18 protein-coding genes are annotated in these 19,269 nt (G+C 65.0%); 7 read left to right on the forward strand and 11 right to left on the reverse strand.

Translation table 11 applies throughout. The annotated features are described in order from the left end of the window. Positions 1 to 7 precede the first annotated feature (7 nt). Positions 8 to 214, reverse strand: a complete 207-nt coding sequence (locus BTJ49_RS14170; protein WP_113066080.1) for a hypothetical protein — start codon at positions 212 to 214, stop codon at positions 8 to 10. Between the two features lie 158 nt (positions 215 to 372). Between BTJ49_RS14170 and bioB the strand changes: the two genes are divergently transcribed. Further along, entirely contained in the window at positions 373 to 1,398 is a 1,026-nt protein-coding gene (bioB, locus tag BTJ49_RS14175; RefSeq protein ID WP_113066081.1) for a biotin synthase BioB, read from the forward strand. Between the two features lie 12 nt (positions 1,399 to 1,410). Here the strand turns inward: bioB and BTJ49_RS14180 are convergent, their stop codons facing one another. Continuing rightward, positions 1,411 to 2,220, reverse strand: coding sequence for an SdiA-regulated domain-containing protein (locus BTJ49_RS14180; protein WP_146742352.1), 810 nt, complete (start codon positions 2,218 to 2,220; stop codon positions 1,411 to 1,413). Positions 2,221 to 2,288: 68 nt separating this feature from the next. On the opposite strand from BTJ49_RS14180, the gene bioF reads away from it, so the two are divergent. Beyond that, positions 2,289 to 3,506, forward strand: coding sequence for an 8-amino-7-oxononanoate synthase (gene bioF, locus BTJ49_RS14185; RefSeq protein WP_113066083.1), 1,218 nt, complete (start codon positions 2,289 to 2,291; stop codon positions 3,504 to 3,506). Here the strand turns inward: bioF and BTJ49_RS14190 are convergent. Further along, a complete protein-coding gene (locus BTJ49_RS14190; RefSeq protein WP_113066084.1) occupies positions 3,476 to 3,991 on the reverse strand; it encodes a hypothetical protein in 516 nt (171 codons plus the stop codon). The genes bioF and BTJ49_RS14190 overlap by 31 nt on opposite strands. A gap of 126 nt (positions 3,992 to 4,117) precedes the next feature. Here BTJ49_RS14190 and bioH point away from each other — a divergent pair, with 126 nt between their 5' ends. Both bioH and bioC read left to right on the forward strand, forming a co-directional pair. After that, positions 4,118 to 4,894, forward strand: a complete 777-nt coding sequence (bioH, locus tag BTJ49_RS14195; protein WP_113066085.1) for a pimeloyl-ACP methyl ester esterase BioH — start codon at positions 4,118 to 4,120, stop codon at positions 4,892 to 4,894. After that, complete coding sequence (bioC, locus tag BTJ49_RS14200; RefSeq protein WP_113066086.1) at positions 4,891 to 5,778, forward strand: malonyl-ACP O-methyltransferase BioC; 888 nt, start codon at positions 4,891 to 4,893, stop codon at positions 5,776 to 5,778. Before bioH ends, bioC begins: the two co-directional genes overlap by 4 nt. A gap of 371 nt (positions 5,779 to 6,149) precedes the next feature. Here bioC and BTJ49_RS15580 read toward each other — a convergent pair whose 3' ends face one another. The 7 genes from BTJ49_RS15580 to BTJ49_RS14230 all read right to left on the reverse strand — a co-directional run bounded on the left by BTJ49_RS15580 (position 6,150) and on the right by BTJ49_RS14230 (position 13,128). After that, positions 6,150 to 6,713 (reverse strand): hypothetical protein, encoded by a 564-nt coding sequence (locus BTJ49_RS15580; protein WP_146742353.1) that lies wholly within the window; start codon positions 6,711 to 6,713, stop codon positions 6,150 to 6,152. Between the two features lie 355 nt (positions 6,714 to 7,068). Further along, positions 7,069 to 7,716: a hypothetical protein gene (locus BTJ49_RS14205; RefSeq protein WP_206098430.1), complete on the reverse strand. Its 648-nt coding sequence runs from the start codon at positions 7,714 to 7,716 to the stop codon at positions 7,069 to 7,071. Between the two features lie 1,038 nt (positions 7,717 to 8,754). After that, entirely contained in the window at positions 8,755 to 9,576 is an 822-nt protein-coding gene (locus BTJ49_RS14210) for a transporter (protein WP_113066088.1), read from the reverse strand. Between the two features lie 91 nt (positions 9,577 to 9,667). Further along, entirely contained in the window at positions 9,668 to 10,426 is a 759-nt protein-coding gene (locus BTJ49_RS14215) for a hypothetical protein (protein WP_113066089.1), read from the reverse strand. A gap of 210 nt (positions 10,427 to 10,636) precedes the next feature. After that, positions 10,637 to 11,203 (reverse strand): DNA-3-methyladenine glycosylase I, encoded by a 567-nt coding sequence (locus tag BTJ49_RS14220; RefSeq protein WP_113066090.1) that lies wholly within the window; start codon positions 11,201 to 11,203, stop codon positions 10,637 to 10,639. Positions 11,204 to 11,300: 97 nt separating this feature from the next. Continuing rightward, on the reverse strand, positions 11,301 to 12,035 hold the full coding sequence (locus BTJ49_RS14225) for an MHYT domain-containing protein (protein ID WP_240601847.1): 735 nt from the start codon (positions 12,033 to 12,035) through the stop codon (positions 11,301 to 11,303). A 118-nt stretch (positions 12,036 to 12,153) separates the two neighbouring features. Beyond that, positions 12,154 to 13,128 (reverse strand): pyridoxal-phosphate dependent enzyme, encoded by a 975-nt coding sequence (locus BTJ49_RS14230; RefSeq protein ID WP_113066092.1) that lies wholly within the window; start codon positions 13,126 to 13,128, stop codon positions 12,154 to 12,156. A gap of 72 nt (positions 13,129 to 13,200) precedes the next feature. Here BTJ49_RS14230 and pepN point away from each other — a divergent pair, with 72 nt between their 5' ends. Next, positions 13,201 to 15,834, forward strand: a complete 2,634-nt coding sequence (pepN, locus tag BTJ49_RS14235) for an aminopeptidase N (protein WP_113066093.1) — start codon at positions 13,201 to 13,203, stop codon at positions 15,832 to 15,834. An 83-nt stretch (positions 15,835 to 15,917) separates the two neighbouring features. After that, on the forward strand, positions 15,918 to 16,466 hold the full coding sequence (locus BTJ49_RS14240; protein ID WP_113066094.1) for a hypothetical protein: 549 nt from the start codon (positions 15,918 to 15,920) through the stop codon (positions 16,464 to 16,466). 119 nt (positions 16,467 to 16,585) lie between these two features. On the opposite strand, the gene BTJ49_RS15585 is transcribed toward BTJ49_RS14240, so the two are convergent. Continuing rightward, positions 16,586 to 16,768 carry a hypothetical protein gene (locus tag BTJ49_RS15585; RefSeq protein ID WP_146742354.1) on the reverse strand — a complete coding sequence of 61 codons (183 nt, stop codon included), beginning with the start codon at positions 16,766 to 16,768 and terminating at the stop codon, positions 16,586 to 16,588. A 608-nt stretch (positions 16,769 to 17,376) separates the two neighbouring features. On the opposite strand from BTJ49_RS15585, the gene mnmG reads away from it, so the two are divergent. Then, a complete protein-coding gene (gene mnmG / locus BTJ49_RS14245) occupies positions 17,377 to 19,254 on the forward strand; it encodes a tRNA uridine-5-carboxymethylaminomethyl(34) synthesis enzyme MnmG (RefSeq protein WP_113066095.1) in 1,878 nt (625 codons plus the stop codon). Positions 19,255 to 19,269 lie beyond the last annotated feature (15 nt).

The raw sequence follows: 19,269 nt of genomic DNA on the forward strand, positions 1-19,269 counted from the left end.
CATACGCCTACCGCTTCGGCTTGAACAACGCCGCATCGATGATCGACCACAGGTGGATGATCCAGCCCAGCAGGAACCACCACAGCACGGCGGCCAGCACGAACATGACCAGCGCGATCAGCACACGCCCCTGCAAAAGCTGGCCGAGGCCGGGGATGAAGAAACTGCACAGTGCGGCGATGACGTTGCCGGCGCTGCCTTGTCCGGTGCTCATGGGTGACTCCTCTCTCTGTAATGGTGGGATCGTTCGATCCTAGCGGCTTGCCGGCGACCTCCCAAGTGCCGCACTGTCAACTCCATACGCAGCGTTCAAGTTGACAGCCTCGGGCGCGCTTCCGACACTTGTCGCCTTTCCCGACACCGGAACCGTCCATGTCCGCCGAGATTCGCCACGACTGGAAGCGCGAGGAAGTCGCCGCGCTGTTCGCCCTGCCGTTCAACGACCTGCTGGCGCGCGCGCATGCCGTGCACGCCGCGCACCACGATCCGAACGCGGTGCAGGTGTCGACGCTGCTGTCGATCAAGACCGGCGGCTGCCCGGAGGATTGCGCGTACTGCCCGCAAGCGCAGCGCTACCACACCGGCGTCGAGGCGCAGAAGCTGATGAGCGTGGACGCCGTGCTGGAACGCGCCAAGGCCGCCAAGGAAGCCGGCGCCAGCCGCTTCTGCATGGGCGCGGCGTGGCGCGAGCCGAAGGACCGCGACATTCCCAAGGTCGCCGAGATCGTACGCGCGGTGAAGGGCCTGGGCCTGGAAACCTGCGCCACGCTGGGCATGCTCAAGGCCGAACAGGCGCAGGCGCTGAAGGACGCCGGCCTGGACTACTACAACCACAACCTGGACACCGCGCCGGAGTTCTACGGCGAGATCATCCAGACCCGCGAATACCAGGACCGCCTGGACACGCTGGAACACGTGCGCGACACCGGCCTGAAGACCTGCTGCGGCGGCATCGTCGGCATGGGTGAGTCGCGCAGCCAGCGCGCCGGCCTGCTGCAGACGCTGGCCAACCTGCCCGAACATCCGCAGTCGGTGCCGATCAACATGCTGGTGCAGGTCGAAGGCACGCCGCTGGCCGGCACCGAGGCGCTGGACCCGTTCGAGTTCGTGCGCACCATCGCCGTGGCTCGCCTGATGATGCCGGACTCGATGGTGCGCCTGTCGGCGGGCCGCGAGCAGATGCACGACGAGATGCAGGCGCTGTGCTTCTTCGCCGGCGCCAACTCGATCTTCTACGGCGAGAAGCTGCTGACCACCTCGAACCCGGAAGCCGAGCGCGACCGCAAGCTGTTCGAGCGCCTGGACCTGAAGCCGTTGCAGGTCACCGAGACCTCCGAGACCGTACACGCCGACATTGTCGAGCCGGCCTGCGAGGCGCGCGCCGAATCGGCGGCGTGAAGCCGCGCCGTGTCAGTCGCGCCCGTAACGGTAGAAGAGGTTCGGCTCGCTGACGATGTAGAGATGTCCGTGTCCGTCCACGGCGATGCCTTCGGGCTGCGGCGGATGGGCTTGGTCCAGCGCGCGGCGCGCGATCCGTTTGCCGCCGCGCGCGATCTCGGTGACACGCCGGGACTCGTCGCTGAGCAACAGCAGATGCCCGCTGGCCGCGTCGAACTCGATGCCGGAGAGGTCCTTGCCCGGATGCGCGACCTTCAGCCATGCGCTGTGGTCGGTGATCGCCTGCACCGTGCCGCCACGGAGCAGGCCGCACAACTGGAACAAGCCGCGCGGACGGCGCTCCTTGACCATCCAGAAGCAATCGTGACGCGCGTCGTAGGCCAACCCTTCATAGCCGTCGTTGCCATGCGCGAACAGATCCAACCGGAAAATACGTGCATCCCGATGCCGGGCGCGGTCGATGCCTTTCGGCGGCAGCGCGAAGATCGCGATCTGGTTGCGACCTTCCTCGGTCACCGCCACGCGACCGTCGGCGAGCAGCGCCACGCCCTCGGTGTCCTCGAAACCGTCGAGCGCGATACGACGCAACATGCGCCCGTCGGTGTCGAGCACCAGCAAGGTGGACGGATTGTTGACCACCGCCAGCAACCGGTCGTGCCGGGCGTCGTAGGCCAGTCCCGAAAGATTGTCGGCCACGCCCTGCACGCGCGTCTGCCGTTGAAGACGGTAGCCGGCCAGATCGCCCGTCGCGGACGATGCCTGCGCGCCGGACGCGACGAACAGCGCCAGCATCAAACAGATCAAGGCATGACGGCATGTCACGATGTACGGCTCCCGTTGCACGCCCCGTGCGCGCGTGACCGGCAATGTAACAGCGCCGGAGCCCGCGCATGAACCGCCCCAACCTGCTCGATCAGCTGGCCCATGCCACGCAGGAACGTGTGCAACGCGGCCTGCACCGCCGCCTGCGTGCCGCCGAGCACACAGCGGCGGGCCGCTGTCGCCTCGACGGTCGCGAGTTCATCGTGTTCTGCAGCAACGATTACCTGGGCCTGGCCGCGCACCCGGACGTGATCGCCGCGCTGCAACGCGCCGCCGCCGAACACGGCGTCGGCAGCACCGGCGCGCACCTCATCAGCGGCCATCACCGCGCGCATGCCGAACTGGAAGAAACGCTCGCCGCATGGACCGGGCGCGAGCGCGCGCTGCTGTTCTCCACCGGCATCATGGCCAACCTCGGCGTGATGCAGGCGCTGCTGGGACGCACCGACACGCGCCAGCCGGGCCTGTGTCTGCAGGACAAACTCAACCACGCCAGCCTGATCGACGGCGCGCGCGCTACCGCCGCCACCCTGCGCCGCTATCCGCATGCCGACGTCGACGCCGCCGCTCGCCAGCTCGCCACGCACCCGAATGACGCCGCGCTGCTGGCGACCGACGGCGTGTTCAGCATGGACGGCGACATCGCGCCGCTGCGCGCGCTGGCCGCGCTGTGCCGTCGCGAAAGTGCGACGCTGATGGTCGACGACGCGCACGGCCTCGGCGTGCTCGGCCCGCAGGGCGCGGGCAGCCTCGCCGACGCGGGGCTGACGCAGGACGACGCGCCGATCCTGATGGGCACGCTGGGCAAGGCGCTGGGCACGGGCGGCGCATTCGTCGCCGGTTCGGCCGCGCTGATCGACGGGCTGGTGCAGTTCGCGCGCAGCTTCGTCTACACCACCGCGCCGCCGCCGGCGCTGGCCGCGGCCACGCTGGAAGCCGTGCGCATCGCCCGCGCCGCGGACGACCGCCGCGAACGGCTGCACGGACTAATCGAACGCTTCCGCAGCGGCGCGGCCCAGCTCGGTCTGCCGCTGATGCCGTCGACCACGCCGATCCAGCCGCTGCTGCTGGGCGACGCCGAACGCGCCAGCGCCGCCGCGACCGCGCTGGAACAGGCCGGCTTCCTGGTCGGCGCGATCCGCCCGCCGACCGTGCCGGACGGCCAGGCGCGGCTGCGCATCACGCTGTCCGCCGCGCACCGCGACGACGACGTCGACCGCCTGCTCGATGCCCTCGCCGCGCTGCCGCGCAAAACTCAGGCCGACCCTGCCTCGGATTCCTGCTGATGCTGCGCCTGCAACTGCCGCACCATGATCCGGCGCACCGCGCGCTCGAATGCGGGCGTGGACGCCTGCGCGGCCTGGTCGCCGAACAGGGCCTTGAGGTTGCGCGTCACCTGGACCGGCGTCATCACCAGGCCCCACGGAAAACCCCACCAGCCCAGCAGCAGGCTATAGACCGCGTGCCCGAGCTGCCGCTTGCGCGCGCAGTGACGGCAACAGATCGCCTGCGGGCTGCTCCACTGCGTCATGAAGACGAACGAATGCACCTTGTGGCTGACGCGCAGATCGACCGGTCCCGGCCCGTTGCACTGCGGACACGGTTCGTTGCGCCAGCGCTGCATCACCTCGCGCACCTGCGCGTCGGGGAGACTGCGCCCGAGGGCGATCTCCGCGTCGTAACTCGCACACCGCGCACCGCAGTACACGCGGTCACCGCTGCGCTTGCCGCCGAACAGAATCAGGCGACCGCACTGATCGCAACTGGCCATGTCGTGTTCCCCCTGTTGAAACGCTGCTCATCACCGGGATCGACCGCATGTCGACACCCGTCCCCATGCGCCGGCGCACGTCGCGCACGACGCCGGCCCGTTCACCTCTCGGTATCATAATCGGCTATGTCCTCTCTGTTCATCCAAACCCGCGGTCGCGGCGACACCCAGCTCGTCCTGCTGCACGGCTGGGCCATGCACGGCGACGTCTTCGAACCGCTGATCGAGGCGCTCGACGACCGCTGCACGATGCACGTGGTCGACCTGCCCGGCCACGGCCGTTCGCGCGACAGCGAGCTGCTGCTGGAACCCGAGGCCTGCGCCCGCGCCATCGCCGAGGCCACGCCGCCCGCCGTGTGGCTGGGCTGGTCGATGGGCGGCCTGATCGCGCTGACCGGCGCGCTGCGTCATCCCGATCACGTGCGCGGTCTGGCGATGCTTTCGAGCACACCATGCTTCGTGCGCAAGGACGGCTGGCCGTACGGTATGGAGCCGGACGTGTTCGAGCAGTTCAGCGACGATCTCGACCAGGATTACAAGGCCACGCTGGATCGTTTCCTGGCGCTGGAAGCCATGGGCAGCGAGCACGCGCGCGAGGAGATCCGCAACCTGCGCGCGCTGGTGTTCGCGCATGGCGCACCAGACAAGCGCGTGCTGAAGCAGGGCCTGGCGTTGCTCGATCACAGCGACCTGCGCGCCGAGCTGGCATCCGTGGAGCAGGACAGCGTATGGATCTCCGGCCACCGCGACCGCCTGGTGCCCGGCGCGGCCATGGCCTGGGCGGCCGAGCAATGCGAGGGCCGCTACATCGACATTCCCCGCGCCGGCCATGCCGCCTTCATCGGTTTTGCCGACCAGGTCGTCGAGGCACTGGCCCCGCTGCTGGAAGGAGCGTCGGCATGAGCGACTTCCACCTCGACCGCGCACATGTGCGCCGCGCCTTCGGTCGCGCCGCGACCACCTATGAGAAGCACGACGTGCTGCAGCGCGAAGTGCTCGACGCCCTGCACGACCGTCTCGATTTCTATCTGGAGACGCCACAGCGCGTGCTCGACCTCGGCGCCGGCACCGGCCGCGGCAGCGCGCTGCTGAAGCAGCGCTATCCGAAGGCCGACGTCATCGCCGTGGACCTGGCCGTGCCGATGCTGCAGCAGGCCGCGCGCCACAGCCGCTGGCGTCGACGCTTCGCACGCGTGGCCGGCGAAGCCACGCAGTTGCCGCTGGCCGATCACTCCATCGACCTGCTGCACTCGAATCTGTGCATCCAGTGGTGCGACGACCTCGCCGCGCTGTTCGCCGAATTCGTGCGCGTGCTCAAGCCCGGCGGCTTCATGGCCGTCACCACCTTCGGCCCCGACACGCTGCGCGAACTGCGCGCGGCCTGGGCCGAGACCGACCAGCAGTCGCACGTGGGCCGATTCCTGGACATGCACGACCTGGGCGACGCGATGATCAACGCCGGCCTGCGCGATCCAGTGCTGGACGTCGACCGCTACACGCTGACCTACGCCGAACCGGCCGACCTGGCGCGTGATCTGAAAGGCCTGGGCGCGACCCACGCCGACAGCGCGCGCCCGCGCGGCCTGACCGGCAAGGCCCGCTGGAAGCGCATGCTCGACCACTACGAAGCCATGCGCAACACCGACGGCCGCATCCCCGCCACCTGGGAAGTGGTCACCGCGCACGCCTGGGGACCGCCCAGCGGGCAGTCGCGCCGCGCCGCGGGCGGCGGCGAAATCGCCAGCTTCTCGCTCGACCAGCTGCGCGGCTCGCGGCGCAAGCGCTAAGAAAACCAAGCTCAAGCCGGCTTACGAAGATGCCGCCTGCCAGTCCCGCAGCCGGGGCGGGGTTCAGAGCATCCGGTGCAGCGAAGTGTCACCACTCCCATTCGGGCTGCCGTCCGGGAACCCGATCATGACGAGGACTTACAGGCGTAGATCTTCGTCCAGGTTGTGGTTCCAACCATCACAGACGGCACAACCCACTCAAGAGCGCCAGAGGTATGTAAAACGTTGCCCACCTGACGAGCGTGAATACGTGAGACAGATAGTGCCCGTGTCATTTGCTTATGGCCTTCAATATATGACCGGAAACGGCCAGAAGCGGACGGTCAACGCTGAGTTAAGCGGCGGCATAGCTGTCCGCCGTGAAAAAACTATTAGACCAACTTTATACGAGCGTCGAGTGCTCTATATAGCTCAATGTAGCCGTAAAACCATGATCCATCGTTTTGCGCTTCATATGCATAACGCCAGCGCTCAAACGCATATGAAGACTTCTGAAGCATAAGACCAGCCTTCCAAGAAATTGATATGTTGAGATTTATTTTTGCAGCTTCTGTTATCGCTAAATGCGCGCTGGAGTTTTTGGTTTGCTGTTCCACATGGTTATTTAAGAAGGCTTTCGTGTCCTCCCCAAGTTCATTAAACAAGGTAAGAAGGTTGTGACCTCTTGGCGTCTTTTTATTTTCCAGCATATGAAGGTGCTTTAGCTTTAACTCAAGGGTGAGTCCAGCATTAACGATAAAGGCGTGTATGTAATCGTAATTTGCTATGTTCGGGTTTACGCCTGGAACGAACAATGCATAATGACCACTATCTACTTTTGCCACAAATGGAAATGTCGAAAATTTATCCGAAGTTTCACCCACTAACTTTTCTGCGAGTAAAGTGGTGGCTTTGTGGAAATTCTCCACTATCGGCTTCTGCTTATCATGAGTCATGAGATATATAAAACTTCCCGAGTTGGCTTAACCGCTGAATAACACGGGCCCGTGGGTCCAGTTATTCATAGATGATCGCGCCAAGAAATTATGAGGTAACTCCTTGTCCTGAAGGGAGCTTATCTGTGCCGGGTCCGGCTAACAACCAAGCGTATAGCCTGACTGAGAACCGGGTCCATGAACGTCAACTTCGGGCCGACAATTGCCCTTTGCAGCTTGCTCGCCCTTCGCTCGGCCTGCAAGAGCAGCCTCCGGCCAGAAGCCTCAGCTCAATGCTTGACCTGAACGGTGGCCTTCAGGTCAAGCAGCCAACTCAAAGACGTCCGCTCAATGACGGGGTTGATGTATATCCCGGTTATTTGGCAAGCGGATGAAGTATTTGCGAGAGAAACGGGAACTCCTGGAGACAGACGGTGTTGATCTGTTGCCGCAATACCGCATCGCCAGCCGTATGTTCTCCAAGGCAAAGATAGTAGTTCTTGCCCTGATGCTTCGCATAAATCAGCCACTCGCCGGTGAGTGCCGAATCCTGGACGAGCCTCTCCCAGTTGCTCACGACCGCGTCATGTGCGATCCGCGCGCAGTCTTCCGCTGACAGGAATCTCTCCTCCCCGGAAGCCTCCGCTGCGGCAACTTGTTGCTCAAGCCACGGAAGGCCGTTCCTATACATCCCCTTGCGCAGATTTCGCGCCATAGACGAAAGGCCATCCTGGAGATAGTGCTTGTGCCACAGCCCCTTGAGTGGGACTCGATCAAACTGTGCTTCGGACTTGAGGTTGCTTGCCTCACGAAGCCCTTCCAATACTTCGATCTCTCTAACAATTTTGGCAGGATTTTGCGTGCGAGATTGCGCACCTCCGAACAGGCCAAGCAAGAGCAAGAGGCTGTACCGCCCACGCGCGACGCGCTCCAGCCCGATAGTTTCGCCGAAGCGAAGTAGCTCTGGCGCCATGTCGGTGCCATCGGATTGTCTTGCCGTGAACCAAGAAGCTCGCTCGGTCATATGGGTCCTGACACGATGTCGTCCAGTTCCCCTACTGTAAGCACGGAGAGTCCGACTTGCATGCGCGACGATGCTCTGGTTCTGGCATCACCGCATCGGAGCAGAGGGTCACATGCTTGGTTTATACAGCTACATGCGGCCGGCCGCTTGGGGTCGACAACAGCCCCTTGCAGCCTGTTTGCCCTTCGTTCTGCCTGCGTGGGCAGCCTCCGAACAGAGATGGACGTTCATACCCTTGCCTGATGCTTACGCATACCGATATTAGTATGTCGATGGACGTGAGGTGTTTGATACAAGTACCCCTAGCGGTGAGTTATCTCGGAGAAGCGTGCTGAGAATCCAGTAATTGAACAGATCTAGCATTTTTTCTACGCTGTGGTCTTGGATAAAATCGCGCCCCACCTTCAGATGGTATAGCGTGCTTCCTTCTCTCAACCTATAGCCACGATCACAATCTACTTGGCCTTGCTCGATAGTTGCCAGAGGAAACTCCCGTTGCAAGTAATCCTCAATTGCATCGCACTTTTCTTCGTACATATCAGTCTTTGATTTCACCACTTAACTCCAAAATAGTAGAAATAGGTTCGATTCATACGCTCATGTGCATCAAGGCCACGAACCTAAAGCCTGCGATGCAGCACTAATAGCTTACATCTCACATAACCCAAAGAAATGCCATAGAATCGCGCCTGAATCCGCCAAGGATCGACGCCATAGACCGTCCGCAATTAAAAATGGTGCCAGCGTTAAAAATGGTAAAAATGGTGCCAGGGACAATTTTTGCGACGCCGCACTATACGTGACCGTCCACTATGGGGCGCGGTTGCAGTCGCGTGTAGTGACTTCACTGCACGCAAACACCAACAACACCTGCGTTGGCGCTCCGCACCGCTCAAACCTGCCAAAAAATGGTGCCAGGGACAATTTCCAGCTTCTCGCTCGATCAGCTGCGCGGCTCGCGGCGCAAACGCTGAACCCGGAAAACAAGACGGGCGCCCGAAGGCGCCCGTCCGTGATCCGTGCAAATCGAACGATTTCTCAGAACATGTAGCGTAGCGACGCGCCGCCGCCCCAGTCGGGACTGCCATCGGAGAAACCGGTCATGACATACGCCTGCAGACGCAGACTGTCGTCGAGGTTGTGGTTCCAGTAGCCGGTCAGCTCCTTCTGCGCGTAACCGCCGTCGGCGATGCGCTCGCGGTAGTAGTAGTACGCGCCGAGACTGTCCGACTTGCTGAAGCGGTAGCTCGCGCCGACGTTGGCGTTGGCACCGTTCTTCAGCTTGATGTACTGCGAGCTGCCGTAGTTCATGTAGCCGACGCCGCCGAACACGGTCCAGTGACCGATGCCCTTGTAGGCGTCCAGGTTCAGGCCGTAGTCGTTCTTGCCCGTGCCCAGGCCCTTGTTCTCGTCGGCGGTGCCGAACTTCACCTTCGCGCCCAGATCCATGCCGAAGCGGTCGGTCTGGTCGTAGAACAGGTTGTAGCTGGCCTTCGCCACCACGTCGCCGAGCCCGGAAGCGCTGCTGCTGGTCTGCGTGGTCGTCGTCGTGGTGCCGCCACCCGCATTGCCGTTGCCGCGCCCCAGACCCCGCGGATTGCCATTGTTGACCTTGCCCACGCCGGGCACGACGTTGCCGGTGCCGGAGATGTGGATGTAGGGCACGGTCAGCTTGAAGCGCCACTTGCCGGTGTCGTAGCCGAACGTCAGCGGCACCGACCAGATGTCGGTGGTGGTGTCGGTGCCGTATTTGCCGGAGGTGTAGTCGGCGCCGGCGGTGAAGCTGGGCGTGCCGGCCAGCGCCGGCATCGCGACGAATGCGGCCAGCAGGCCGAGACTAAGCGTCCGCATGCGGATCATGATTCTGTCCTTCGGGGGGTGGTGCGGCCGGACGCAGAGCGCCCGGCCGGTACTTCAGGGGAGACGATGGATGCATCGCGCGAAGGCGCGATCAACCGCCCGGACGGCCCGCGTGATCGGGCAGGTCGGGGCGCTCCGGACGTTCGGGACGGTCCGGCCTGCTCGGGCGATCGGGACGATCCGGGCGCTCAGGCCGCTGCGCGACGTCCGGGCGCGTCGGACGGCTCGCGGACGCCATGCTGTGGGCGTGATCGGACATCTTCGCGGCCACGTCGTCCGGCTTGCCGTGCGTCATGCCGGCCTGGCTGTGCGTGGTGTGCGACGCCGAAACCACGGCGCCCAGGTTCACACCCAGCGTCTGGGCGATCTGCCCCCAGCCCTGGCCGGACGCGCGCAATGCCAGCACGCCCTGGAGGTCGACGGTGCTGCCATCGTCCAGCGTGACGGTGCCGCCGTTGAGCGCCGCTTCCAGCTGATCGGCAGTCGGATCGGTGATGCCGGCAGCGGCCAGGTCGGCCTGTGCCAGCGCCAGACTGATGTTGACGTTGCCGTAACCCATCGCGCCGGTGGCCGGCGTGAAGGTGGTGTCCGACGTGGTCGTGGTGCCGTCGCTGGCGGTGGTGTCGGTGCTCAGGGTGATGTCAGTACCGTTGCGCAGACCGTCGACCAGAGCCTGAGCGTTGCTGTCCGAGCCGGCCAGCGTCGTGTACTGGGTGACGATTCGCGTACCGCCGGCGGTATCGGTCGTGGTGGCGCCGCCGCCGTCGTCGGCGAAGGCCGCGCCACTGGCCAGCAGGGCCGTCAGCGCAGCAACCAGCAGCTTCCTGCCGGCATGTCCTCGTGTATGCATGTTCCCGCTCCCGTCATGTGTGGTGTCATCGGGGCCTGTCCTGCGGCCTGGCAACCGTACTTGGCGGCTGCCTTGTTTCCGTGACCCCGTGTTCTAAGCCGAAGAAACCGAACGTTCCCTGACCGAATCGGGATTTCGGCAAAACGGCACGCGAACGAAACGCGATAGCGTGACGACCCCCGCAGATTGCGCAATGAGCGCCGGGGCCGTTCAGCCTTCGGCCACCTGCGCGTGACGGAAGCAACCGGCCAAGTGGTCATTGACCATGCCCGTGGCCTGCATGAAGGCGTAGCAGATGGTCGGGCCGACGAAGCGGAAGCCGCGCTTCTTCAGCGTCTTGCTCATGTGTTCGGACACCGGCGTGCTGGCGGGGACATCACTGTGCTGCTTCCAGCGATTGCGCACCGGCTCGCCGTCGACGAACGACCACAGGTAGCGGTCCAGGCTGCCTTCCTCGTCGATCACGCGCAGTGCGGCGCGGGCGTTTTCGCGCATGGCGTTGACCTTGAGCCGGTTGCGGATGATGCCCGGATCGCGCAGCAGCCGTTCCAGATCGCGGTCGCTCATCGCGGCCACATGGGCGATGTCGAAATCGCGATAGACCTCGCGGTAGTGCGCGCGCTTCTCCAGCACGGTGCGCCACGACAGCCCCGCCTGCGCGCCCTCGAGACACAGGAACTCGAACAGCATGCGGTCGTCGTGCAGCGGCGTGCCCCACTCGGTGTCGTGGTAGTCGCGCTCGATGGCGCTATTTTCGGCCCAGCGGCAGCGTTTCATGGGCGGCGCTCCTGATTCGGAACGCCAAGCCTACCCGGCCCGCCGCGCGGACGACAGGCGCGGCCGCCGCTGCGGCCGGCCCGTCCGCCGCGTTCGCTCAGTGATCGATGGCGAGCACCTGGCGGTTCTTCAACGCCGCGATCAGGACGCCGACCAGCATCGTGACGATGACGCCGAACACCATCAGACCGAGGTACAGGCTGTCGATGCTGTGGGCGCCGGCCGTATCCGGTTTGCCAATCAGCACGAAACGCGCTGCGGCCATGCCCGTGTAGTGCATGCCGCACACCGCCAGGCCCATCACCAGCGCACCGAACATCGACTGCAGCGCGCTGCTGCGCTTGTAGGCCATCCACAGAGCCGCCACCGAAGCCACGACCGCGATCAGGATCGACAGCGAGGTGATGGCGCCGTTGTAGACCGTGGTCGCGGGCATGCGCATGGCGGCCATGCCCATGTAATGCATCGCGGCCACGCCGATGCCCATGTAGGTGCCGGCCGTCAGCAGGTTCAGCCGCGAATGGTCACCGCGCGAAGTCAGCGACAGCCCGATCAGGCACGCCACCACGGCCACCAGCGCGGACAGGGCTGTCAGAATGGGATCGTAGTCCACAGTGACCGGCATCTTCAGCGCCAGCATGCCGATGAAATGCATCGCCCAGATGGCGCCGACGCCGACGACCAGACTGGCCAGGACCAGACGCTTCCAGCGCTGGGCCTTGTCGTGCACGTCCTGGATGCCTGCCATCAGGCGAAGTGCAGTGAACGAGCCGAGCACGGACACCACGTAGGACATCAGAACGAGCATGTAATCGTACGAATGATGGATCATGGGCAACCCCTGTTTCTTGTGTCATCGCCGCTCCCGCACTCGGGAGGGCACGGCACAGATACGCAGGGGCGCCGCGTCTGGATGCATGGTGCGTGCCGGCCGACTGGAACGCGCCGTCTCAGCCGAAAGGCAGCGCATCCAGATCGACGTTGCCGCCGGTCAACACTACGCCCACCTCACGGCCGGCGAAGACTTCAGGGTGCGCCTGAATCGCCGCCAGCACCGTGGCACTGGACGGCTCGACCACCTGGCGCAACTCCCGCCATAACAGGCGCATGGCTGCCAGGACCTGCGCGTCGGTCACGGTGAGCACCGCGACCCCGCACGCCTTGAGGATGTCGAAGTTGGGCGTGCCGACGGTCGCGCGCAGGCCATCGCACACGGTCTCGGGCACCACGTCGGCGATGCGCCGCCCGGCACGCAGGGAACGCGCGGCATCGTCCGCGCCGGCCGGTTCGGCCGCCAGCAGAGCGAGATTCGGGGCGATCCCGCGCCCGACCAGCGCGCAGCCCGCGGCCAGTCCGCCGCCGCCGACCGGCACCAGCAGCGTGTCCAGTGACGGCACAGCCTGCAGCAACTCCAGCGCCACGGTGCCCTGCCCGGCGATCACGCGCGAGTCGGTGTAGGGATGCACCAGGGTCGCGCCTGTGGCATCCGCGACGCGAGCGGCCTCCGCCTCGCGCGCCGCCTGGGTCGGCGCGCAGCGGTAGATCCGCGCGCCGGCGGCCTCAATGGCCTCGACCTTGGCCCGCACCGCGCCCTCCGGTACCACCACGTGCGCGGGCAGACCGCGCGAGGCGGCCGCCAGCGCCAGCGCCTGGCCGTGATTGCCGGACGAATGCGTGACCACCCCGCGCGCGGCGTGCGCCTCGTCCAGCGACCACACCGCGTTGCACGCGCCGCGGAACTTGAACGCGCCGCTGTGCTGCAGATGCTCGCATTTGAAATGCAGTCGCGCACCGGCCGCGGCATCCAGCACCTCGCTGCGCAGGATCGGCGTGACCCGCGCCCGCCCCGCCAGCCGCGCGGCGGCAGTGCGCACATCGGCCAGCGTCGGCAGATTCGCGATTCGACCTTCGGACGATACGGACATGGGCTTCCTAAGTGTTTGTAAATGCCTGCCATGTTAGCCTTTGCGGCCCTCACCCACACCCCCTGACTGCACATGTCCGCTTCTGCTCTGCCCGTCCGACTGTCCGATTACGCCGCACCCGACTGGCGCGTTTCCAGCGTCGAGATGGAGGTCGATCTCGACATCGCCTCGAGCCGCATTCGCACACGGCTGACTGTGCACGGCGACGGTCAGCGCCCGCTGCGTCTGGATGGCGAGGATCTGGAGCTGCTGGAACTCAAACTGGACGGCGAGACACTCGACAAAGACCGCTACCGCCAGCACGACGACGCGCTGGAGGTCGACGGCGTGCGCGACGGCAGCGTCGTGGAAACGCTGGTGCGGGTAAAGCCGGCCGAGAACACCAAGCTCGAGGGGCTGTATCTGTCCGGCTCGTCCGAGGCCGGCTTCCTGCTGACCCAGTGCGAGGCCGAGGGCTTCCGCCGCATCACCTTCTTTCCCGACCGCCCGGACGTGCTGGCCACCTACACCGTGACCCTTCGCGCCGACCGCACGCGCTTCCCGGTGCTGCTGGCCGGCGGCAACCCGGACGGCGCCGGCGAACTGGAAGACGGCCGCCACTGGGCGCGCTTCGTCGATCCGCATCCCAAGCCCAGCTATCTGTTCGCGCTGGTCGCCGGACGCCTGGAGAAAATCAGCCGCGACTACCGCACCGCCGATGGCCGCGACGTGACGCTGAATCTGTGGGCCGAGGCCGACGCCATCGATCAGTGCGGCTACGCCATGGACGCGCTCGAGCGCTCCATGCGCTGGGACGAGGAGACCTACGGCCGCAACTACGACCTGGACGTATTCCATGTCGTCGCCACCCATGACTTCAACATGGGCGCGATGGAGAACAAGGGCCTGAACATCTTCAACGCCAAGTACCTGCTGGCCACGCCCGACATGAGCACGGACAGCGAGTACCAGCACGTCGAGGCGGTCGTCGCGCACGAGTATTTCCACAACTGGAGCGGCAACCGCGTCACCTGCCGCGACTGGTTCCAGCTGAGCCTGAAGGAAGGTCTCACCGTGTTCCGCGAGCAGAGCTTCTCGGCGGACATGAACTCGCCCTCGATCAAGCGCATCGAGGATGTCTCGCTGCTGCGCCGCGCGCAGTTCACCGAGGACGCCGGCCCGCTGGCGCATCCGGTGCGGCCCAGCGAGTACCGCGAGATCAACAACTTCTACACCGCCACCGTGTACGAAAAGGGTTCCGAGCTGGTGCGCATGATCGCCGGCCGCCTCGGCGCCGAGCGCTTCCGCAAGGGCATGGACCTGTACTTCGACCGTCACGACGGCGAGGCCGCCACCATCGAGGACTTCCTTGCCGCCCTCGGCGAAGCGAACCGGATGGATCTCACGCCCTATCTTGCCTGGTACGGTCAGGCCGGCACGCCACGCCTGCGTGCGCTGGGCGAGTACGACGCCTCGCAACGCCGTTACACGCTGACGCTGCACCAGCGCACGCCGGCCACGCCGGGACAGCCGCACAAGCACCCGGTGCCGATTCCGGTCCGCATGGCCCTGTTCGATCGCGGCGGTCACATGCTGCCGCTGCACCTGCGGGACGAAGAAGGCGTGCCGAGCCGCGAATGCGTGCTGGAGCTGGACGGCGCCGAAAAGCAGTTCGTCTTCGAGAACGTACCGGAAGCGCCCATTCCTTCGCTGCTGCGCGGTTTTTCCGCGCCGGTCGTACTGGAACACGATTACGTACCCGAGGACCTGGCCACGCTGCTGCGCGCCGATCCCGACGGATTCAACCGCTGGGCGGCGGGCCAGCAACTGTCCGGCCGCGCCTTCGATGCGATGCTTGGCGGGGAAACCAGTTCGGCCGCGCTGCAGGCATGGTGCGATGCCCTGTGCGGGCTGTTCGAGGACGCCGATATCGATCCGGCGCTGCTCGCTGAATTGCTGATGCCGACCTCGGAGATCGAACTGGCCGAGCGTATCGAGCAGGATGTCGACCCCGAGGCCGTGCACGCCGCCCGTGAATCGCTACTCGACCACCTTGCTCGCCGCATCGGCGGTGAGCGTCTCGAGGATCGCTATGACGCGCTGCAATCGGTAGCCAGCGACGATCTCGACCCGGTCTCGCAGGCCCACCGTCGCCTGAAGAAGACCATACTTCGCCTACTGTTCTGCGTGCGCCCGGATGCCGCGCTGCGGCGCGCGGAAGCGCTGCTCGCACAGACCGGCAACATGACCGATCGCCTGCTGGCTCTGCACACCCTTTTGCAGGGACCGCACGCGGATGCGGCCGCCGCCGCGTTCCGGGAACGTCACCACACCCAGCCGCTGGCCATGGACAAGTGGTTTGCCGTGCAGGCGCAGATCCCCGGCACGGAAACGCTTCAACGCGTGGAGACGTTGCTGGACGACAGCGCCTTCACCCTGCGCAATCCGAACCGGGTCAACGCACTGCTGGGTTCGTTCTCACGGGCCAATCCGACCGGGTTCCATCGCGCAGACGGCGCGGGCTACCGTTTCCTGACCGCCAAACTGGCCGAGATCGATGCGTTGAACCCGCAGGTCGCGGCCCGGCTGGCGAATGCCTTCAACGGCTGGCGGCGACTCGAACCCATGCGCCGCGAGGCCGCTCACGAGGCGCTCGCCTCCCTGGCCTCGGAGCATGCATTGTCGCGCGACCTCGCCGACATCGTGCAACGTGCGCTGGAAGGCTGAGTCCACTGTCTACCTGCCGTTAACGTGTGCGGTTCTACAGTGAAACCGTGTTCCGCACACGTTCGACGCGCTCAGGGGTTGTCATGAAACGCATTCTTCTTCTCGCTGCCTCGGTCCTGGCTCTTGCCGCACTGGGCGGCTGCGTCACCCCGGCCTATCGCTACAGCGGCGGCAACGGCGGTTATTACTACGGTCAGGCCCCCACCCGCAGCCAGACCGTGATCTACGGCGGCAGCTCCGCCTACTACGGAGACCCGTGGTACACGCCTTATGCCTGGGGACCGGGCGTGCACACGCAGATCTACTACTACGGGGACGGCCACCGTCGTTACCGGCACGATGACCGCGACCGGCGCTACCGCGATCGCGATGATCGGCGCCATCGCGACAGCGACTACCGCCGCGACCACGACCGTTACCGCTCGCGAAGCGACAGCGACCGACGCCAACACGCGCAGCGCCGCACCTATCCGACCCGTTCCCGCAACGAGCATCACAGCAATCGCCTCGGTGCGGCTGGCCAGAGACTTTTGCAGCGCCAGCAGAGCCAGCAACGCCAACCTGCGCATCGCAGCAACCCGAAGCTGCTCCGCCGCTCGGTCGATGACCGGCGACGCCGGGAGCGTGAGTAAGCGGTTCGTCGGCTGCAGCCCAGAAAAGCAAAACGCCACGTCGGGATGCCGGCGTGGCGTTTTTGCGTGGCAGGCGGTGCGCCGAAGCGCATCGCCGAAATCGATGTGCGTCGAAACGATCAGGCCGAAAGGCGGCGCACGGCATCCTGCAGCTTGGCCAGGCGCAATTCCAGACGCTGCTTGCGCAGCGGATCGGCCTCGCTGGACTGCGTTTCCATCGCCAGTTCCACACGTCCCATCTCGATCAGGAGATCGTGATGCAACGCCATCGGATCGTTTTTACGTTCTTCACTCGAAAACATGGTCTATCCCCTGATGAACACGTGCCGCTTGTTCACGGATACGGATGCATCAATCGTGCCAAGCGCCCATGGTGCAAACGGCGCATGCCACCTAGCCTTTTTTCCTATGGCGACCTGACGCAGAGCGTCGTAAAGTGCCAACAACCGCACACCAAGTGCCCCATGTCCGGCATGGAGTCATTCTCGGTTCACGATGATTGCTCCATGATCGGTCCCATGAACGGTCAAGGCTGACGCAGGGGGCGCAGCCGATTAAGCCGTCAACGATCAAAAAGTTTCTGGCACCCGGCACACGGTCATCCTGGATTCCCCCTGTTCCTGAGGACCGCCGGGTGCCAGATCCTTCCTTTCCTGCTCGGGGCAGGGCTGTCGGACCTGACAGCAGGTGCTTCCCCTCGCCGGCACGCGACCGGCCCCTGAAACCAGTCTCAGCGCGCGCAGCGCAGCGCCTATGCCCGGCGAGGGTGCAGGGAACGATCATGCACGCTTCATGCCAACCTCCGGCATCACCCCTCTTCCATCGCGCAACAGGCTTCACCGCAACCATGGCTTGTCGTCATCAAGACGGCTAAAATACTGAACTTTCAGCTTTTCCGTCCGATTTCGCCATGCAGCATCCGCATACCTACGACGTCATCGTGATCGGTGGCGGCCACGCCGGCACCGAAGCCGCGCTGGCTGCGGCCCGCTGCGGCGCGGATACACTACTGCTGACGCACAATCTCGAAACCATCGGCCAGATGAGCTGCAACCCCGCCATCGGCGGTATCGGCAAAGGACACCTGGTGCGCGAGATCGATGCGCTCGGCGGCATCATGGCGCAGGCCGCGGATCATGCCGGCATCCAGTGGCGCACCCTGAATGCCTCCAAGGGACCGGCCGTCCGCGCCACGCGCTGTCAGGCCGATCGCAACCTCTACAAGGCCGCCATCCACCATGCTGTCGAACACCAGCCGAACCTGAGCCTGTTCCAGCAGGGCGTGGACGACCTGCTCATCGAGAGCGGGCGCGTGACGGGCGTGGTGACGCAGATGGGTCTGCAATTTCGCGCCCGCGCCGTGGTCTTGACCGTCGGCACCTTTTTGGCCGGCCGCATCCATATCGGCGAGAGCCAGTACAGCGGCGGACGCGCCGGCGACCCACCCGCTTCCGCACTGGCCAAGCGACTTCGCGAACTGCCGGTCGCTGCGGATCGCCTCAAGACCGGCACACCACCGCGCATCGATGGCCGCAGCATCGACTACAGCCGCCTTCAGGAGCAGCCGGGCGACACGCCGATGCCGGTGTTCTCCTACCTCGGCCATCGGGACCATCATCCCCGTCAGGTCAGCTGCTGGATCGCGCAGACCACCGAACACACGCACGACCTCATTCGCGCAGGGCTTGATCGCTCCCCGATGTACAGCGGCCAGATCGAAGGCACCGGACCGCGCTACTGCCCCTCGATCGAGGACAAGATCGTGCGCTTCGCCGACAAGACCTCGCATCAGGTGTTCGTCGAGCCGGAAGGTCTCGACAGCTTCGAGATCTATCCCAACGGCATCTCCACCTCTCTGCCGTTCGACGTGCAGCTGGCCCTGGTCCGATCGATCCCCGGATTCGAGCATGCGCACATCACGCGTCCCGGCTATGCCATCGAGTACGACTACTTCGACCCGCGCGGCCTGCTGCCTTCCCTGCAGACACGCGCCATCTCCGGACTGTTCTTCGCCGGCCAGATCAACGGCACCACCGGCTACGAGGAAGCCGCCGCCCAGGGACTCGTCGCCGGCCTCAATGCCGCGCGCCTGGTGCAGGAGCGCGATGCATGGACCCCGCGTCGCGACGAGGCGTACATCGGCGTGCTGATCGACGACTTGACCAGCAACGGCACACTGGAGCCGTACCGCATGTTCACTTCACGCGCCGAGTATCGCCTGCACTTGCGCGAGGACAACGCGGACCTGCGCTTGACCGACAAGGGCTTCGAGATGGGTTTGGTCACGCCCGAGCGTCACACTGCACTATGCCGCAAGCGCGATGCTGTCGAACGCGAGCGCGCTCGCCTGCAAGCCCTGCACGTGGCACCCGGCAACGCGCTGGGCGATGCACTCGTCCGTGATCGCGACATCGCCTTGAGCCGGGAATCCAGCGCACTCGATCTCCTGCGCCGCCCCGAACTCGATTACGCGGCGCTGACCGGTGTCGACGGCTTCGGCCCGGGCGTCGAGGATGCCCAGGTTGCGCTGCAAGTCGAGGTGCAAACCAAGTACGCCGGCTATCTCGAACGCCAGCGCGAGGAAATCGCGCGTCATCGACGCAACGAACATACGGCGATTCCGGATGATTTCGATTACACATGCGTGCGCGGCCTGTCCGCGGAGGTGCTGACCAAACTGCAGCACGCACGTCCGACCACGATCGGCCAGGCGGCCCGCATCAGCGGCGTCACGCCAGCCGCCATCTCACTACTGTTGGTGCACCTCAAGCGTCGTCGGGCCGCCTGATCGAAGATGGCCACG

Origin of the sequence: Oleiagrimonas sp. MCCC 1A03011 (assembly GCF_003267965.1) — a bacterium.
GTDB classification, from domain to species: domain Bacteria; phylum Pseudomonadota; class Gammaproteobacteria; order Xanthomonadales; family Rhodanobacteraceae; genus Oleiagrimonas; species Oleiagrimonas citrea.

Bases quoted from the DNA above. Each gene is read 5' to 3' on its own strand.
- BTJ49_RS14170 (WP_113066080.1), bottom strand. From the start codon at position 214: ATGAGCACCGGACAAGGCAGCGCCGGCAACGTCATCGCCGCACTGTGC.
- bioB (WP_113066081.1), top strand. From the start codon at position 373: ATGTCCGCCGAGATTCGCCACGACTGGAAGCGCGAGGAAGTCGCCGCG.
- bioF (WP_113066083.1), top strand. From the start codon at position 2,289: ATGAACCGCCCCAACCTGCTCGATCAGCTGGCCCATGCCACGCAGGAA.
- BTJ49_RS14190 (WP_113066084.1), bottom strand. From the start codon at position 3,991: ATGGCCAGTTGCGATCAGTGCGGTCGCCTGATTCTGTTCGGCGGCAAG.
- bioH (WP_113066085.1), top strand. From the start codon at position 4,118: ATGTCCTCTCTGTTCATCCAAACCCGCGGTCGCGGCGACACCCAGCTC.
- bioC (WP_113066086.1), top strand. From the start codon at position 4,891: ATGAGCGACTTCCACCTCGACCGCGCACATGTGCGCCGCGCCTTCGGT.
- BTJ49_RS15580 (WP_146742353.1), bottom strand. From the start codon at position 6,713: ATGACTCATGATAAGCAGAAGCCGATAGTGGAGAATTTCCACAAAGCC.
- BTJ49_RS14205 (WP_206098430.1), bottom strand. From the start codon at position 7,716: ATGACCGAGCGAGCTTCTTGGTTCACGGCAAGACAATCCGATGGCACC.
- BTJ49_RS14210 (WP_113066088.1), bottom strand. From the start codon at position 9,576: ATGATCCGCATGCGGACGCTTAGTCTCGGCCTGCTGGCCGCATTCGTC.
- BTJ49_RS14215 (WP_113066089.1), bottom strand. From the start codon at position 10,426: ATGCATACACGAGGACATGCCGGCAGGAAGCTGCTGGTTGCTGCGCTG.
- BTJ49_RS14220 (WP_113066090.1), bottom strand. From the start codon at position 11,203: ATGAAACGCTGCCGCTGGGCCGAAAATAGCGCCATCGAGCGCGACTAC.
- BTJ49_RS14225 (WP_240601847.1), bottom strand. From the start codon at position 12,035: ATGATCCATCATTCGTACGATTACATGCTCGTTCTGATGTCCTACGTG.
- BTJ49_RS14230 (WP_113066092.1), bottom strand. From the start codon at position 13,128: ATGTCCGTATCGTCCGAAGGTCGAATCGCGAATCTGCCGACGCTGGCC.
- pepN (WP_113066093.1), top strand. From the start codon at position 13,201: ATGTCCGCTTCTGCTCTGCCCGTCCGACTGTCCGATTACGCCGCACCC.
- BTJ49_RS14240 (WP_113066094.1), top strand. From the start codon at position 15,918: ATGAAACGCATTCTTCTTCTCGCTGCCTCGGTCCTGGCTCTTGCCGCA.
- BTJ49_RS15585 (WP_146742354.1), bottom strand. From the start codon at position 16,768: ATGTTTTCGAGTGAAGAACGTAAAAACGATCCGATGGCGTTGCATCAC.
- mnmG (WP_113066095.1), top strand. From the start codon at position 17,377: ATGCAGCATCCGCATACCTACGACGTCATCGTGATCGGTGGCGGCCAC.